We start from the raw sequence: 16,158 nt of genomic DNA, 5'->3' as shown, positions 1-16,158 counted from the left end.
CGCCTCCGTGAAAGGGAGGTGTCCTAGGCCTCTAGACGATGGGGGCAAGGCTCAGCATTAGTTAATGTAGCGAATGGACTAAGCCTTTGTCAACACCCTGGGAAACTTTTGCATGGAACTCCCTCTTAGGAAGAAAATAAGGAAAAATTCCTGAGGGACTTGCTGTGGAACTTGCTGGCCTGCGTTCCTTCTCCATTGTGATGCCCGCCTACAATGTGATCACCCAGCGGGGAGAAACCGTCTTTCGGGAAACTCTTGAGAGCATTGCCGCCAGTTGCCACTATCTACAGCAGCACTTTCCCTACGCTACCGCGGGGGAATTGATCCTTGTCAGTGATGGCTCAACGGATGCCACCTGTGATGTGGCGGTTAAGCGATGGCCAAATACGGTGCCCCTGCAGGTAGTGGGCTGGCCCATCAACATTGGCATTGCCGCCGCGCGGAATATGGGAGTTCGCTTGGCCAAAGGAGAGGTGATTTTTTTCTGTGATGCCGATGATCTGTACCGCCCTGAGCACCTGTTTTTAGCCCTATCGGTGTTGAATCAACCTCTACCGGAACCCTATGCCCCAGCTTATTTTGGTGCCGTGCGCACGGGAGTCTATTGTCGCGATCGCCTGCATCCCTACTGGCACAAAACCCTAGAGCACACCTTGGTTCTCAATTTGGGGGTGCGCCGCGAAGTCCATGAGTTTATCGGCGGCTTTCCTGAAGATGAGGTCTTCCGCCGGTTTCGTTATGGGGCTGAGGATGTGGCCTATGCCCATTGGTTGCACCAGTTTTGTTACACCGCCCGCCTTGAGCAGCAAACAGTGGAGTACCGCCGCTTCCCCAACAGTTTCTTTGATCGCCAGCTCAAGAAATTCCAAGCCGCTCCGGGCACGGTAGCCGACGACCTGGATGCGAGCGATCGCCAGCAGGAAGCCCAAATTCAGCAGATCATGGCCACACGACTTCAGGAATTGCAGGCCAAGGCGGCTCAACTAGTAGCCTAGGCTTTTTTGTGGCGCTGAACAATCGTCGCAGCCAGTTTTTCCGGTACTTCCTGCAGGTGATCAAATTGCCAATGGAAGCCACCGCTGCCCATGGTTAGGGAGCGCAACTCCACCGCGAAGTCATGCATTTCCGCTTGGGGTAAATAAGCCTCAATCTGGTCCCAGCCGGGCCAACCCTCCTTACTGCTGTAGCCCAAGACCTGACCGCGTCGCCCCGTCAAGGCCTGCATCACCTTAGCCGTAAAGGCTTGGGGCATCCACACTTGCACCGCCATGATGGGTTCTAGGAGTTGCGGCTCACACTGGGGAATTCCTGCCTGCATGGCAAGGCGAGCCGCTTGGCGAAAGGCCAGCTCAGAACTATCCACAGCGTGGTAGGAGCCATTGGTAAGGGTCACCGCCACATCTACGATTGGAAATCCCAACGGCCCTTGGTTGAGAAAGTCCCGCACCCCCTGCTCGACACCGGGGATATATTGCTTGGGAACAACGCCGCCGACAATAGTTTCCCTAAATTGGAAGCCGCTGCCGCGTTCTAGGGGAGCAATATCAAGGTACACATCGCCAAATTGGCCATGCCCCCCCGTTTGATGCTTATAGCGACCATGGCTGTTTTTTATCCCACGGCGAATGGTTTCCCTGTAGGGGACTGGGGGTAAATGGGTTTGCATCGGTAGGTGATACTTGCGGCGCAGGCGATCGAGGGCAATCTGCAAGTGAATGTCACCCTGTCCCCAGAGAATAATCTCATGGGTATCGCCATGCTGTTCCCAGTGCAGCCCCGGATCTTCCTCCAGCAGTTTTTGCAACGCGCTGGTAAGCTTTACCTCATCACTGCGTTTACTGGGGGCAATAGCCAAGGCATAGACGGGTTCCAGTTGCGGCGCACAGGGCAGAGGTGCCGCCTGACCACTGACACTGAGGGTCTCACCTGTACGAATACCCTCTAGCCGCGCCAAAAGAACAATGTCACCTGCTGTTGCCTGCCCCAGCGATGCTAGCTGTGTGCCCTGGGCACGGTAGATGCCCCCCACGCGCACCCCATTCAGGCTCATCCCATCGGTCAACGTGCCCTGCCATACCCGCACGAGGGAGAGCTTGCCGCCCCCTTGGGGGAGATAGAAGGTCTTTAGCACTTGGGCAAGCGGCTCCTCGCCCTTGATCTGGCGATGGGCAGCAGTTTCTGTGGCATTGGGTGCTTCGCGATCAAGAGCTGCCAATAGAGGACGCACACCGTAGTCCGTTTGCGCACTGCCAAAGAAGACGGGCACAATTAAATCCGCTCCCAACTCCCAGCGCAGATCTGCCATGATTTCACTTTCCGGGGGCGCAATATCCTCAAGGAGTTCCTCTAGGAGATGATCGTCATAGTTGGCCAGAGCCTCCAGTAGCTCCGCCCGTGCGGCCTGTTCGAGGGCTTGCAATTCAGAAGGAAAGGGGACTAACTCTGCCGCTGCCCCCGCATGGTAGTGATAGGCCTGCTCCGTCACCAAGTCAATGTAGCCCAAAAGATCATCCCCCTGCCAAATGGGGTACTGATGGGGGACAAGGGGACGGCTGGAAACTTGGCGATAGGCGGCGAGGATTTCCATATAGGGGTCGTGGGCACGCTCCATCTTGTTAATAAAGAGGAGGTGGGGAATTTGCCAGTCGTCGAGGAATTTGAACAGGGGGGTTAGGGTAAAGGCGCGATCGCTGAGGGGTTCACAGACCACGATCGCCATATCCACACCGACTAGGGCATTGAGGGTTTCTTGGAGCAACTCCACTGAGCCAGGACAGTCGAGAAGGACTAGATCCAAGTCCCCATACTGGGTATGAACCACATTCAGCTCTACCCCCATCCGGCGATCGCGCGCCTCAGGACTGGTATCCAGAAGACTACCGGCCTTGCCATTGGTGGCGTGGGTAAGGCGCAAAATGCTTTCTGCGAGGGTTGTTTTGCCACTGTTGTAGCTGCCCACCAGGGCAATGTTGCATCGTCTCGCCATCGGACACCTCCCTTTTGATTTGCCATTGTGGTCAAAATTGTCCAAAATAGACCTTTGCAGCCCTTTTCCCTTAAAGCTGTGAAAACCACCCCAAAAGAGGCTCCCCTTCCTTTGATGTACTCCCTAGAAAAGGGCTGTAGTTTGCCTTACTACATCTCTTAACTCTTGGCGATCGCCCTTGGCGGAATTTGCAGTATCTCTTAAGGAGCTGTAAACAACCGTTAAGTTACGGTTAACGTTTGCGAGGAGGACTCACTTACGATGCGCGTCAATTCCCTTTTGTGGGCAAGTATTGCCAGTCTTGGCCTTTGGATGGCATCGCCAGTCCACGCCAATAGCCCCGTCAGCACGCTGATGCAGGAAGGGCGACGGCTAGTAGAAGCAGGGAACTATGCCCAAGCCTTGGCCATTTATCAGCAACTGCTACAGAGCCAGAGCCGTAATCCTCGCGTGCATTCTGCCATCGGCTACATCTATGCCCGGCAGGGACGATTTGCTGAAGCCGCTCGTGCCTACCAACGCGCCATTGAGCTGGATCAACAAAACGCTGATTTTTACTATGCCCTCGGCTACAGTCTGGGGATGATGGGGGAAAACCAAGGTGCTGCTGCCGCCTATCGCCAAGCGATTCGCCTCGATAACCGTAATGCCCAAGCCTATGAAGGATTGGCGGTGATTCTTGCCCGCATGGGGGATCCCCAAGGCGCCATACAGGCCTACCGCTCTGCCCTCCGTCTTGACCCTCGCAATTGGGCAGCTCAAAAGGGATTAGGTGTTTTGCTGCTTCAACAACGCAATCTCCCCGAAGCCATCAGTTATCTACAACAGGCGGCAACCCTTGCCCCTGGCAATGCCTCCATTCAACTCCACTTGGGGATGGCGCTTCTTGCCGCTGGGGATTCTAGCCAAGGCTGGCAGGCCATCGATCGCGCAGCTAACTTGGGGCAGCGAGATGCGGATCTACTTCAACAAGTCGCAGAACTTGCCGTTGCTGCCAATCAACCCGAGCGCGCCATTCAAGCTTACCGCCGTTTGATCCCTCTGCAACCCGAACGGGTGGCCACCTACTTCAGCTTAGGTGAGCTGTTAATGCAGCAAAATAATTCCCTTGAAGCGGTGGCAATTTATCGTCAAGCCACGCAGATCAGCCCAACAAATGCCGATGGCTTTTACTACTTGGGGAAAGCTTTGACAGCTCAAGGCCGACGGCAGGAGGCTCACAGTGCCTATCAAATGGCCCTGAAGCTCTACCGTGAGCAAAATAATCCCGCTGGCGAAACCAAAGTCCGAGACGCAATGCGGCAGCACAATTAGCAGTTAAGCCCCTTGACCTAGGTTCATGACCACTTGCTGTAACTCAGAAATGAGAGCAGTGGGACGGCCATTGAGAATATTTTGGTTGATTCCCTCTAGAGCTTGGCGCAAGTAATTGAGGCGATCTTGAACAGGCTGTAAAATTTCCCGCAATAGAGTCGCCTGTCCTCGCTTCGCAGCCAACAACCGTTGCTCTTCAATCAGTATCTGTTCTTCTTGGTTAAGTTGATCTTTTTGCTGCTGTTGTAGCTTGCGGCGTTCTTCGAGGTCGTGACGCAGACTTTCTAAGTCGGTATAGGCCTGTTGTAATTCCTCCGCCAGTTGATTGACGGCCACGCTGTACTCTTGAAACTGGCACTCCAATTCGCTGAGAATGGGAATGAGGCTAATGCCCTGTTGGGAAGCAGGATCCTTGCGTGCCTCTAGCACTTGCTTGTGGATTTTGTAGATTGCTTCTTTTTCACGGATATGTTGCCGCTGTCCTTCAAGGGCCTGATTGAGCAGATTACAGCGCTGGCGTTCGTCCTCCAATTCCCCCGCCAGTTGTAGGCGATCGAAGTCACTGGCTTCTTTGACTTTTTGCTCCAGTTCTGCCAAGGACTCTAGAGCCATCTTCAGCTCTTCTTCTTGATCGTTGACAAAGGCAGAGGCGCGCTTGAGGTCATTGCCGCGGTTGGCCACTTCTTTTTCCAGTTCCTCCATGGGCATTTTCATCAGGGCATTGACATCCACTGCCTCTGTAAGCTCACTCACCATGGCTTGGCGCATTTGCTGGATCATTTCCTCTTGTTGAGCAAGGAGGTGGCGTTCTTTTTCCAGGACAGATTGTTTGTAGCGGCAGAGTTCCTCCTGCAGGGCGATCGCCCGACTGTCTTGCCAAAATTGCTCCTGAGCGGTGCGCCACGCCTCTTCCTTTTTCTGAAAGGCCTGAAGTTGCTCCTCTAGGGCAGCTTGGCGCTGACTGACCTCCTGCTCTAGTTGCTCCAGTTGCTGCCAGTACCGGTTGAGCAGGGCCTGCTGCTGATCTAGACTCTGAAAGCACTCCGTGATTTGGGGATGCCCACCACTGTTGAGACTCTCCGCCAATTGCTGCAAAATTGAATCTACTTGGCGAATTTGTTCTGGTGATAAGCCAACACTGTGGCTAGACTTGAGTTGTTCCCAGCGCTGCTGCTCTTGGTGCACTTGGTGGCGTAAGTTTTCAAGGGCTTGGCGCTCTGCTTGAATTCGCTGTTCCTCGGCAGTCAATTCCTCCCGCAGTTTGTTGAGTTGCGCCAATTCCTCCTCGGCACCCGCGAGTCGGGCTTCGAGTTCTTGCAGTTCTTCTTTGCGTTGCTCAAATTCCTGTTCCCGCTGATTGAGAGCCTCCGCTTGGTAGGATAAGGATTGCTTCCAACCTTCAATCTCTTCCTCTTGGCTTTGAAAGCGCTCCCGCATCCGCGTGAAGCCGTGCAAGATACCTGTAAGACGGCGAGACGCCTCATCCACATTGCGAATTTGGCGGTTGGCAGCCATTTCCACAAAGACGAGCACGCCGTTGCCGTAGTCACGGCTATTGTCAAAGGGAATCGTCTCTTCGTTTTGGGGGACGGGGTGCCAGTAACCCGACTGCTCGCGCATGAGTAATTTCAACTCGGATTTCGTCCCCATGAAACCCGTTTTCTTAATGACCTCGGCGAGATACTGCACAGCCTTTGACCTCTACCCTAATGCTGAGACTGACATAGAACGGAACCAATGACAACCGTAATAATACGCATGGCGGATTGAAATTCATGAAGGATGCAGTTTTGCGTTTACCAGCGATCGCGCCCCTTCAAAACTCTTATATCTCTTCTCTTCATTTATATCTCTTCCATTCTATTAAACACCTAAACACCCAGCGGTGAGAGTTCATCAGGGGCTTGAATCAATGGGTCGGGAACTAGAAAATTGCCAAGGGCAAGGTGGTTCAACGCCTCTCCATTATAGCGAGAGGATTGTTGCCGAAAGCAGGCTAATCATCACTGGTAGCGGGCATCCAAGGTTGCTGCGGCAAAAAGGTGCGATCGCGGGGCAATGGAGCAATGGGTTCTGTCAAGGTAAAACGACCTGTTTGGATCCAGTCCTTCAGAATCTCGGCAATCCGCTGACTAAAGTAGAGACTGGCGAGGGGAGCCGTGCGCACGGTTTTACCTTCAATCTTGATTTTGCCTGACTTCAGTTGTGCATAGTTAACCATGCCAAAAGTGGGACGCACGCGGCGAGGAATGGAAAAGTCAATAATCGGCGCTACCACTTCTTCATCGCGAATGGCGCAGCGGGCGATGACCTCTTGATCCAACACGGGGAGCGGAACACCTACCCCCAGCATCAAGGAAGGCCCATAGTGCTTGAAATAGCAACCCCGCACCCAAAAGGGATCCATTTGTTTGGCATCGCCAATAAGGGCAAGGGTGGCGGCGGGTCCAATGGGAGTGTCGTTGGCCAACCGTTTTTGTAAGGGGAAGTGTTGGGTGCCTTCCCACGCTACATAGCCAATGCCGCCGCCAAGAAAAATGCGGGTGCCAATTCCCACCAGTCGCAAGTAGGGATCGTTCAGCAGAGGTGAGAGGGCACCGCCACAGGCATAGACGGCGTTCCCCAGTTGCGGTTGGAGTGGCCCAAGGTAGGTATAGAGGGGGCGATCGCCCCCATTGACACCGACAATAAAATTTTGATAAAGATTCCGAGGGTTATACAGATAAAACTGGTTAATTGTCTCTTTACTAATCACAGTTTCTAAACTGGCACGGGGATAGCAATCAGTGACATGACCCACTGCCCGCAGGGAAATGGCTTTGCCGGCAATCAAATCGGCAATCACATGGCCACCCCCCCGTTCCCGCAGACTGTCCGCTTCACCCCCCTCAGAATTGGGGTCAGGGGATTGAGCTGCTCCCAAATAGAGATCCACAGCCCCAAAACCACTGTAGGCAGGAATGCCATCCAGCCAGCACTGCCGCAGTTTAATCGGAGGGTCTGTTGGCCCCAAATTAATGATTGCCCCCGAAGACTCCATGGGTTCAAACGTACCCGTTGTCACCACATCCACTTGGCGGGTGGCTTCAGCAGTGCTCAGGCTTTCAAGGCGGGCTTTGAGTTCTGCCAGCGTCCAAACCGTGGCCTTACCCGCCTTAATTTTTTCATTTATTTCGGGAATTGTGCGTTCCACGGGCACTACCGCAGATCCTCAGGGTGGCGAATTTGCCAAGTGCCATCGGGGAGGCGGGAGACCTTGCCCCCTAGGCGTTCAATATTCTCTATCGCCGTTTGCCGCGAGCGATCGCTCACTGCATTCACCAGTGCCCAAATCCACGCATTGATCTGAGCCATCCGACTGTCGGGATTTCGCCGCAGAGTTTGTGCCAAAGAGCGATAATAGGGGGCTGCATCGCGTACCTGGGGATCCGGATTCATTTCTGCCCAAGCTGCTGCGCGATCGTAGGACTCTGCTGCCGCCAGCCCCTTGCCCAAAAAGAGGAATTCATCCATCGCCCGAAACACCCATGCCAAGTAGGCCGTCGGTTGATAGGCGGGATCCATAGCCGCCAGACCCCGATCCATCAAAGCCACAGAGGTTTGCGGCTGTCCTGCATACACCGTAATTGCCGTCGAAAGGTAGGGGTAGGTTTGGGCAAAGCGGGGATCCTTTGCAATAATGACCTCAAAGAAAACAGGCACCTCATCGTAACCCGTGACTTGACGGGCAGCGGAATCACCAAAAAACTGTAGAAATTGCAAAAATGCCCAATCGGCAACTAGGGTGTCAAAACCAAAGGAGGGTAGGTTAGCCAAAAGCCGCATTTGGGTAATGGTTTGGGCATTCTGGCGCTCATATTCGGCATCGGTGAGTTGTTCTGACGCTTGGATCTGTAACTGCCGCAGGGCATCCTGCTGCATAAAGGCAACGATCCCTAAGGCCACCGCCGTCAGACCTAGCCCCCAAATCTCTGACCAGTGCCGGCGTTGTTTATTCATGGCTCACCCTCAGGCCCGTTAGGGATTTTTGTTGCTTACTTCTCCCGGCTCGGTAATCCGCTGAAAGAGATACCCCGTTCCCCGTGCCGTCAAAATCAACTCTGGATTACTGGGGTCTTCCTCTAGCTTAGCCCGCAAGCGGGAAATGTGAACATCCACTACCCGCGTATCTACGTGGCGTTCTGGGGTATAGCCCCACACCTGCTCGAGAATTTCCCCCCGTGAGAAGGGTTCACCAGAGCGACTCACCAGCAATTCCAAGAGCATAAATTCCATGCCCGTGAGACGAATGCGTTCATCCCCCTTATAGACTTGCCGCTTATTGGTATCAATGCGAATATTGCCCACTTGAATCACCCCGGAGCTGGGAATACCGGAGGTAGTGGTTTTCTCGATACGGCGCAGCACTGAGCGAATGCGGGCCTCCAACTCTTTGGGGGAAAAGGGCTTGACCACATAATCATCGGCGCCCAGTTCTAACCCCGTAATGCGATCGGCGACATCGCCAAGGGCAGTGAGCATAATGATAGGGACATCGGATTCTTTGCGCAGTTCTTGACAGACGCCATAGCCATCTAGTTTGGGCATCATCACATCCAGCACCACCAAATCCGGCTGCTCCTGCCGAAAGGTGGTCAGGGCTTCCTCGCCATCGGCAGCAGTGACGACCGTATAGCCAATCATTGACAGCCGAGTTTCTAAAATTCGGCGAATACTCGCTTCATCATCCACGACGAGTATCTTTTCTTTGTGGTCTTTGTGGCTCTCCAAAGTAACGGACACTCCTACTTAATGAGGACAGTAATGGATAGAAATTAAAATGGGAATTTTTTGTACTCTATCATTTTTTTACTGGCCATAGAAAGGCTTCCAGCCCTGCCTAGGACGGGATTTTACGGGTTTTTCAGAATTGAAAATCTTTAGTATATTTTAACGCGGTCTTGCCCAACAAAAAAGCGGACACCCCTGCAAGAGCATCCGCTAGTGTATTGATTCACAAGTGGTTAGGGGAAGCGTTCCCTAGCCGCGACGGCTCGGCTGAATCCCCACCAACGAGGGCGAGAGGCTCGACCAAGATTGCTTTACCAAGTCGGCATTGGCTTTGACACTGCCAATGTAGTTGCCCGCTGGCAGCGTAGGGAAGCGTTTGTAGGGCACGACATCTTCACCAAAGTAGCGGCTGTACTCAGGGCTATTCACCATCGTTTCGACCGCCGCCTTGAGGCCTTGATCCGCCAAGATTTTGTTGTATTGGCGAATTTCCGCCTGGGTGGCCGGAGCACGACCGAGGAGGTGACGGAAGAGGAATTCAATTACCTTAGTGTTGGGATAGGGGGTATAGAAGCGGTTGCGATAGATCTCTGAGCTGGCCAAGGTGCGCACAAACTCGCGGACGGTAATTTCACCGTTGCGCAGGCGGCTTTCTAGGTCGGGACGGCGAAACTGGCTGGGCACTTGACCACTGAAGACATCCATCACCTGACAGTAGATGGCATTGATCACCAGCTCCACCTCAGCACTAGGGGCACCCACCGTCATGCGGAAAATGCGAGCGGGACGGCGACGGGTAGTCCCAACCCCCACTTCCACCGATTGACCATCGCCGTTACGGAAGGAGCGTCCCAATTCAATAAAGCGGGGTTTGCTGGGATCCGCTTGACGCGCTTTGGCCTCTTGCTCGGCGATCGCCCGACTGAGAAGCGGCAGCTTCGTATTATCAAGGCGAGGTTTCACCGGCGCAAAACTGGGCACAACAATCGCCTCACTTTGCTTCGTGAGTTGATTGTGCAATTTCTCAGTGTTGGGGAAGTTGGCTGCCGGCAAGGTGGGGAAGCGACGATAGGGCACCGTATCCTCCCCAAAGACTTCAGCGTATTCTGCACTGCTGACCAGGGCTTGGACAAAAGCCTTTAAGCCTTGGGTGGCGAGGATTTGGTTGTAACGGCGGATTTCCGCTTGATCGAGGGGTGCCCGACCCAAAAAGTGCTTGGTGCCCAGTTCGATCACCTTGGTGTTGGGATAGGGGGTGTAGAACTCCTTCTGATAGAGTTCCGAACAACCCAAACCCTCAATGAACTCCTTGAGCGTAATCTCACCGTTGCTGAGTTTTGATTCGAGGGCAGTAAATTCATCGCGGACAATGTAGGGAGCCACATCCCGCTCAAAGACCTGACGATAGGCCGCCTGAATCACCAGTTGCAGATTTTGCTTGTCGTTGAGATCCGTGAGCTTGAAGACTTTAGTTTGCTCGCGGCGCTTGCTCACCCCTTGATTGACACGGAACTGAATGGCTGGTTCTGTCCGCAGTTCGGTGACGGTTCCTAGCTGGACAAAGCGGGGGACTTCTTCTTTTTGGGGCAGGACACCGGTTTCGCCAATCGTGCCGGCTCGCAATGATCGCATTGCCAAACCTTTGGGCGTAATGTAGCGCTCGTAGGGAACCGTGTCTTCGCCAAAGGCTTCACTGTACTCTTGGCTGTCAATGATTGCATCCACCAAGCCGTAGAGACCCTTCTTCGAGGCAATGTCAAAGTAGGCATTCATCTCTTGGCGACCATAGGTGGGACGCCCCAAGAGGCGACGGTGAATGTACTCAATCGCTTTAGTGACGTACAGGGGGGTCCAGTAAAGGCTGCGGAAGAGGTTCGATTTGGCCAAAATCCGCACAAATTCACGGACGGAGATTTCCCCGTTTTCGAGCTTGATCTCGGCCACTTTTTGGCGCTGCCCTTCATAGACATCGCGGCCAAAGACTTGCAGATAAGCAGCACGAATCACCCGCTGGGTGGAGCTTTCAGCAAACTTGACACTGTCGCCGCCTGTGGCAATCGAGCGTTTGCCAATGCGGGCATTGATGCTGGGAAGCTGATCCAGTTTGAAGACTTTTGGCCCTAGGGTGCCGGGGGCGACTCCACGCGCTGCGGGATTGCTCACCTGATTGTTGATCCCCGGCCCGCGCGTAATGAGAATGCGGCGGGTATCTTTGTTGAAGGGCTGGGGACGAGCGCTGGGATTTTTCTTCTCTTTGGGGAAGATGGCACCAAATTGGATTTCCAAGGGATCGTTGCCCGCACCGTAGGGGTGTTGATCCGGCAGGGGTTGATCCTGATCGGCAAAGGTGGTAATGAATTGCGGGACTTTGCGGAAGGGAGCACTGTACTTGAAGAGATCCTGTTGAGCACCCCAGTTGCGGCACTCTTGAGCCTCTTGACCCAGACCCCGCAGATAGGGCACCGTCTCTTCGCCAAAGTAGTCACTGTATTCCTTGGAATCCACAAGGGCATCTACTAGGGCAGGGAGACCCCCTTTAGAGAGAATGGCAAAGTAGGTCTGCACTTCCTCGCGGCTAGAGGGCCCACGACCCAAAATATGGCGGAAGGCCAGCTCTAGGGCACGGCTATTGATATAGGGTTCGTAGAAGTTTTTGCGGTAAAGGGGCGACTTGGCCAGTTGGCGGATGAACTCCCTCATGGAGATGGAGCCATTTTTCACCTTGGATTCAAGATCAGAGAGACCCAAACCATAGGCACGGGAGATGTCGCGCTCAAAAATTTGCCGATAGGCGGCTTTGACGACTTCGTTTTTCTCGGCAGCGGATAGCCCCGGCTTCATCACAAATTTGGGACGGCGTTCGGCAGCATTGTAGTAAATTTGCGGTAGTCTCAATCCTTGAAGATCGGTGGAGTTGCGCTGCCGCACTTTATCGGAGGGAGCAGGGGCAATAAATTCGTTGATCAGAACTTCAAAGTAGGTTTCCACAATGCCCTTAGCTTCGGGATCCTTTTCAAAGTAGCTGAGAGCCGCCCGCCGCATTTCCTTTAAGGCAGCAATGGTGGCATCGGCGGAGCACGCAGCCTCAATGATTTCCCGCAAGCCGCGCGTATTCACTGCCAAAATGTTGGGATCGCCGGCCACAATGGCGTAGGTGGTATAGCGCAAGAACCAATCCAAGTCGCGCAGGGATTTTTCCATGCGAGCAGGTCCATAGCGGGCAATGTTGATCGGCTTGAAGCCCACGGGCGCACCATCACCGGAGGCGCTAAAGATGGAGCGCAATCCTTCGAGGAATCCACCACGGGTGTCCACATAGGTGGCAGTTCCCAGTTTCATGGCTTCTTTTATGTCAATGGCTTCGCCCCTCGCCCCGGTGGTGAATTGGGAGGTTTCTTCAGTTTGGGGGCGAGAGAGGAAGGCCATGGGGGAACCACCAACAAAGATGCGGTTAGCAGCACGGGACACGATGATGTCGGCGTTGCGGGTGAGGGTGGTGGCAATTTCAAGGCGTTTTGCCCCGGAGCGCAGATAAACAGCGAGTTCGTCCAGTTCACCCCGATTCAGGAAGCGATCCTGCTGTTCGGCTTGAATAATCGTTGAAACGGGGACGGTTTGATAAAGTTGCGGGCGGGCAACCGAGCTTCCACCACTTGCTTTGACAACCATGGTTACTAAGAGGCTCCCTTTACTTTTAGTTAACGCGCTAACTTAGATTAGAACGATTCGGGGATGGCGCGGTCTTTTTTTAAGAAATGTATAAATTTTATGGGGATTTGTCGGAGATCGCCCCGAAATTTTATGAATTTTTGTAATATTTCTTGACGGCTACATCCTGTCTTGATGCTCCTCCTTAGCACTGTAGCTGTGCTTTACGGGAGGCAACCGATGCCTAAAAGTGTTGAAAAAGTTGATCGGCTTGTAGTGGCAATACTTCCCCATTGAGCTGAAGTTGAACCATCGTGTCAGGGGTAATTTCGCCAACAATGGCGGCTTGATCACCTGCTGCCCTACAGAGATTCTCAGCCCATTCTGGGGCAAGACACAAGACGAGTTCAAAATCTTCACCGCCGTACAGTGCCCAGCTCAATGCTTGGGAGCGATCGCCATAGCCCACCATTGGAATCTGCTCTCCCCAAAGAACGGCGCCTACCCCACTGGCTTGACAAATTTGCAAGACCGCTGCGGCCAGACCATCGCTACTATCCATGCCGGCAATGCGAGGAGGGCACACTTGCTGACGGAGCCACTGGACAATATCCAAGCGGGGTCGGGGACGTTGATGAGCCTGAATCCACGCTTGCCGCAGTTCCTCAGGTAGAGTGCTTGCCCACCGGGGATGCAAAAGGCACTCTAGGCCGGCACGGGAGGCACCATGAACACCCGTTACAACAATCGCATCCCCCACTCGGGCGCGATCGCGATAAATAATTCGTTCCGCAGGGGCACTGCCCAAAACCGTGATGCTGAGACTTAGGACACGGGAACGACAGGTATCGCCACCGATAATACTGGCACCGTAGGCCTGACCACAGGCAGCCATCCCTTGGTAAATACCCTCAATTGTTGCCACAGGACACTCGCGCGGAGCCGCTAGGCCCACGGTTAGACCCAAGGGCAACGCCCCCATTGCAGCAAGGTCTGACAAATTGGCGGCCAGCGATCGCCAGCCCACATCGACAGGGGTCATCGTTAGCGGAACATCGGCCATGCCTAAACTAAAGTGCACCCCTTCCACCAACACATCTGTACTGACAACCAATTGTTCACCTGCTGGCGGCGTCAAAACCGCCGCATCATCCCCAATTAATTCCCTGTGGCAGTAGGGACGCAGGCGGGCAATCAATTCCAGTTCGCCACAGTCGGCGAGGGTAAGTAGCACTAGTCAAACATCCGAAAATAGGGGGGACGAATAGAGGCACCGGGTTCTTTTTCCAGATCGAAGTTAATCACATCCCAGCGCTCCTCTTGGCTAGCCGGGGGGCTAAACTCAACGGGCAACCCAAACAGGCGGAGCGTTTGCGGATCCGTGGAGCCGCGCCAAGGGGTACTGCGTTCGAGGTAGGCATAGAAAAGGTCACGATAGCGTTCGGCAATAATGACTTTAGTGGCACGGTAGCCTTGGGCGTAGAGGCGATCAAGGGCATCGTGGATTTCAAAGCGAATCCCGTCAGGGTGGGTGTGCTGGCGATACCATTCCCCTTCCCAGAGGCGCCAAATGCGACCCGATTGCAAATGCATCAACTCCCCAGTCTTGGCATCCGCTTCAAAAGGACCGTGGCGCGGGCACAGATACGTATCGGTGAGGGTCAGAGCGGGAATGACTTGCCGACAGTGAGGACAGCGAATTTCAGGACCAAAGATCGGGTAGTGAGAGCCGGATGAAATCATGGATAGTTACCACACAGCGGCAGTAAATCCACCGCGATCGCCCTTATTATAACGAGTTGACTTCAGGAGGCAAAACAAAGCGCCGTTCCCCCTCAGGCGGGTGGTTTGGGCTACCCTTAAGGGGTGGCAGATGCCAAGATAAAGAAATGTGTCAATTGGGATTGAAGCGTCAAGAATGCTCCTTGGGGATGAACAACGGGACATTTTGATTATTGGGGGCGGCACCATGGGGCTGGCGATCGCCATCGAATTGGCATTGCGGGGGGCGCGACCCACCGTGCTCAGCCGCCAGTTTCGCGAAGCAGCGCTCCATGCGGCAGCGGGAATGTTAGCCCCCCAAGCAGAAGGTCTACCGGCAGGCGCCATGTGGAATCTGTGTACGGCCAGCCGCAATCTCTATCCCAGTTGGATTGATAAGCTCGAGCAACTGACGGGCATGGATGCCGGCTACTGGCCCTGTGGGATTTTGGCACCGGTGACCGATGAGCGGCAGCGCGATCGCACCCACCCTATGGAACCCGACAGCCGCTGGTTAGATGCGTCTGAACTGGTGAACTATCAGCCGGGCTTTGCGCCGACGGTGCTAGGGGCTTGGTGGTTTCCCCAAGATGGACAGGTGAATACGGGCAACTTAGCCAAGGTTTTGGTGAGCGCCGCTCGGATTCTGGGCGTCGAGGTGATTGAGGGCATTACTGTTCAGCGGTTTCAGCAAAGCCGCAAAGGGGACATTACCGCGTTAGAGAGCGATCGCGGGCGTTGGTCTGCGGGCATCTACATTCTAGCCACAGGGGCATGGACACACAGCCTCCTTCCCCTGCCCGTCACCCCCCGCAAGGGACAAATGTTGGCACTGAAGCCGCCGGGCCAACCCCTCCTGAATCATGTAATCTTTGGCGATCAGCTCTATCTTGTGCCGCGCCGCTCTGGCAAACTGGTGGTGGGTGCCACCAGTGAAGATGTCGGTTTTCAAGAGGGAACCACGGTTGCTGGCCTGCAAGCACTCCTGAATCGGGCAACTGCCATTATTCCAGAATTGGCGCGTTACGAGGTGATTGATACGTGGTGGGGCTATCGTCCAGCCACTCCCGATGACTTGCCCATTTTGGGAGAAGGGCCGGCGGCTAATCTTTACCTAGCAACGGGGCATTACCGTAATGGGATTTTACTTGCCCCGATTACGGCGAAGCTGATGGCCAATTTAATTTTGCACCGGAGGGGCGATCGCCACCTCAAAGCCTTTTCATGGCAGCGATTTAATCTCCCACCAAGATCAGACGGTCTCTGCTCATAACCTCGTATTCTATTTTTAGATTTTTTTGAAATGGTCTCTGGTCTGTTTGATGCGAATTTAGGTCAGCTAATGCAAGTGGCAAGGGGAAGTCATGAAAGTGCCGTTGACACTAGAAATTTTGAAGACAGAAGCGCAGACATTTGCCGACATCGAGAGCCGACATTGTATGGCGTTACTGATGGGAAAGCAGTTGGTACGTATTTCGAGCACAAGTTCAAGTCTTACCTCTGTGAAAAGTATGAATTCGAGGAAGGAAGTTCTGCAAGTGGGATAGACTTTCCTGAGCTTGCAGTTGACATGAAAGTAACAAGCATAAAGCAACCGCAATCATCGTGTCCTTTCAGATCTGCTCAACGCTTTTTTGGGAGACAAAGCGACCAATTACGGCAGAACTCCTGAACTTGCT

General features: G+C 53.9%; 11 protein-coding genes and 1 pseudogene. 4 read left to right on the top strand and 8 right to left on the bottom strand.

The features are described 5' to 3' along the window. The first annotated feature begins 164 nt into the window (after nt 1-164). Nucleotides 165-995, top strand: a complete 831-nt coding sequence (locus Q0711_RS07395; protein WP_298614426.1) for a glycosyltransferase family A protein — start codon at nt 165-167, stop codon at nt 993-995. Here Q0711_RS07395 and Q0711_RS07390 read toward each other — a convergent pair. Beyond that, nucleotides 992-2,986, bottom strand: coding sequence for an elongation factor G (locus Q0711_RS07390; RefSeq protein ID WP_298614424.1), 1,995 nt, complete (start codon nt 2,984-2,986; stop codon nt 992-994). The two genes, Q0711_RS07395 and Q0711_RS07390, sit on opposite strands and share 4 nt — an antisense overlap. Nucleotides 2,987-3,247: 261 nt before the next feature. Here Q0711_RS07390 and Q0711_RS07385 point away from each other — a divergent pair, with 261 nt between their 5' ends. Beyond that, complete coding sequence (locus Q0711_RS07385) at nt 3,248-4,300, top strand: tetratricopeptide repeat protein (RefSeq protein ID WP_298614422.1); 1,053 nt, start codon at nt 3,248-3,250, stop codon at nt 4,298-4,300. 3 nt (nt 4,301-4,303) lie between these two features. Here Q0711_RS07385 and hmpF read toward each other — a convergent pair whose 3' ends face one another. The 7 genes from hmpF to Q0711_RS07350 form a co-directional block, all read right to left on the bottom strand. Beyond that, the gene (gene hmpF, locus Q0711_RS07380; RefSeq protein ID WP_298614420.1) at nt 4,304-5,989 is read right to left on the bottom strand and encodes a pilus motility taxis protein HmpF; all 1,686 of its coding nucleotides are present in this window, start codon (nt 5,987-5,989) and stop codon (nt 4,304-4,306) included. 307 nt (nt 5,990-6,296) lie between these two features. Then, nucleotides 6,297-7,493 carry a homocysteine biosynthesis protein gene (locus Q0711_RS07375; protein ID WP_298614462.1) on the bottom strand — a complete coding sequence of 399 codons (1,197 nt, stop codon included), beginning with the start codon at nt 7,491-7,493 and terminating at the stop codon, nt 6,297-6,299. 5 nt (nt 7,494-7,498) lie between these two features. Further along, on the bottom strand, nt 7,499-8,299 hold the full coding sequence (locus Q0711_RS07370; protein ID WP_298614418.1) for a hypothetical protein: 801 nt from the start codon (nt 8,297-8,299) through the stop codon (nt 7,499-7,501). A gap of 18 nt (nt 8,300-8,317) precedes the next feature. After that, nucleotides 8,318-9,082: a response regulator transcription factor RpaB gene (gene rpaB / locus Q0711_RS07365; protein ID WP_298614416.1), complete on the bottom strand. Its 765-nt coding sequence runs from the start codon at nt 9,080-9,082 to the stop codon at nt 8,318-8,320. 237 nt (nt 9,083-9,319) lie between these two features. After that, nucleotides 9,320-12,739, bottom strand: a complete 3,420-nt coding sequence (locus Q0711_RS07360; protein ID WP_298976909.1) for a phycobilisome rod-core linker polypeptide — start codon at nt 12,737-12,739, stop codon at nt 9,320-9,322. Nucleotides 12,740-12,962: 223 nt separating this feature from the next. Next, nucleotides 12,963-13,952: a thiamine-phosphate kinase gene (gene thiL / locus Q0711_RS07355; RefSeq protein WP_298976911.1), complete on the bottom strand. Its 990-nt coding sequence runs from the start codon at nt 13,950-13,952 to the stop codon at nt 12,963-12,965. Continuing rightward, entirely contained in the window at nt 13,952-14,461 is a 510-nt protein-coding gene (locus tag Q0711_RS07350; protein WP_298614409.1) for a TIGR02652 family protein, read from the bottom strand. Before Q0711_RS07350 ends, thiL begins: the two co-directional genes overlap by 1 nt. Nucleotides 14,462-14,609: 148 nt before the next feature. Between Q0711_RS07350 and thiO the strand changes: the two genes are divergently transcribed. Together thiO and Q0711_RS11695 are read left to right on the top strand one after the other, a co-directional pair. Next, nucleotides 14,610-15,752, top strand: coding sequence for a glycine oxidase ThiO (thiO, locus tag Q0711_RS07345; RefSeq protein ID WP_298614407.1), 1,143 nt, complete (start codon nt 14,610-14,612; stop codon nt 15,750-15,752). A gap of 91 nt (nt 15,753-15,843) precedes the next feature. After that, a pseudogene (locus Q0711_RS11695) lies at nt 15,844-16,118 on the top strand (restriction endonuclease); the annotation flags it as partial. Nucleotides 16,119-16,158: the final 40 nt, after the last annotated feature.

It is taken from the genome of uncultured Thermosynechococcus sp., assembly GCF_937958135.1.
Taxonomy (GTDB): Bacteria; Cyanobacteriota; Cyanobacteriia; order Thermosynechococcales; family Thermosynechococcaceae; genus Thermosynechococcus.
The sequence above is the reverse complement of the archived record's forward strand: the minus strand, read 5'-3'. Positions and strand labels throughout refer to the sequence as shown.

Bases quoted from the DNA above. Each gene is read 5' to 3' on its own strand.
- Q0711_RS07350 (WP_298614409.1), bottom strand. From the start codon at position 14,461: ATGATTTCATCCGGCTCTCACTACCCGATCTTTGGTCCTGAAATTCGC.
- Q0711_RS07370 (WP_298614418.1), bottom strand. From the start codon at position 8,299: ATGAATAAACAACGCCGGCACTGGTCAGAGATTTGGGGGCTAGGTCTG.
- Q0711_RS07390 (WP_298614424.1), bottom strand. From the start codon at position 2,986: ATGGCGAGACGATGCAACATTGCCCTGGTGGGCAGCTACAACAGTGGC.
- Q0711_RS07360 (WP_298976909.1), bottom strand. From the start codon at position 12,739: ATGGTTGTCAAAGCAAGTGGTGGAAGCTCGGTTGCCCGCCCGCAACTT.
- Q0711_RS07385 (WP_298614422.1), top strand. From the start codon at position 3,248: ATGCGCGTCAATTCCCTTTTGTGGGCAAGTATTGCCAGTCTTGGCCTT.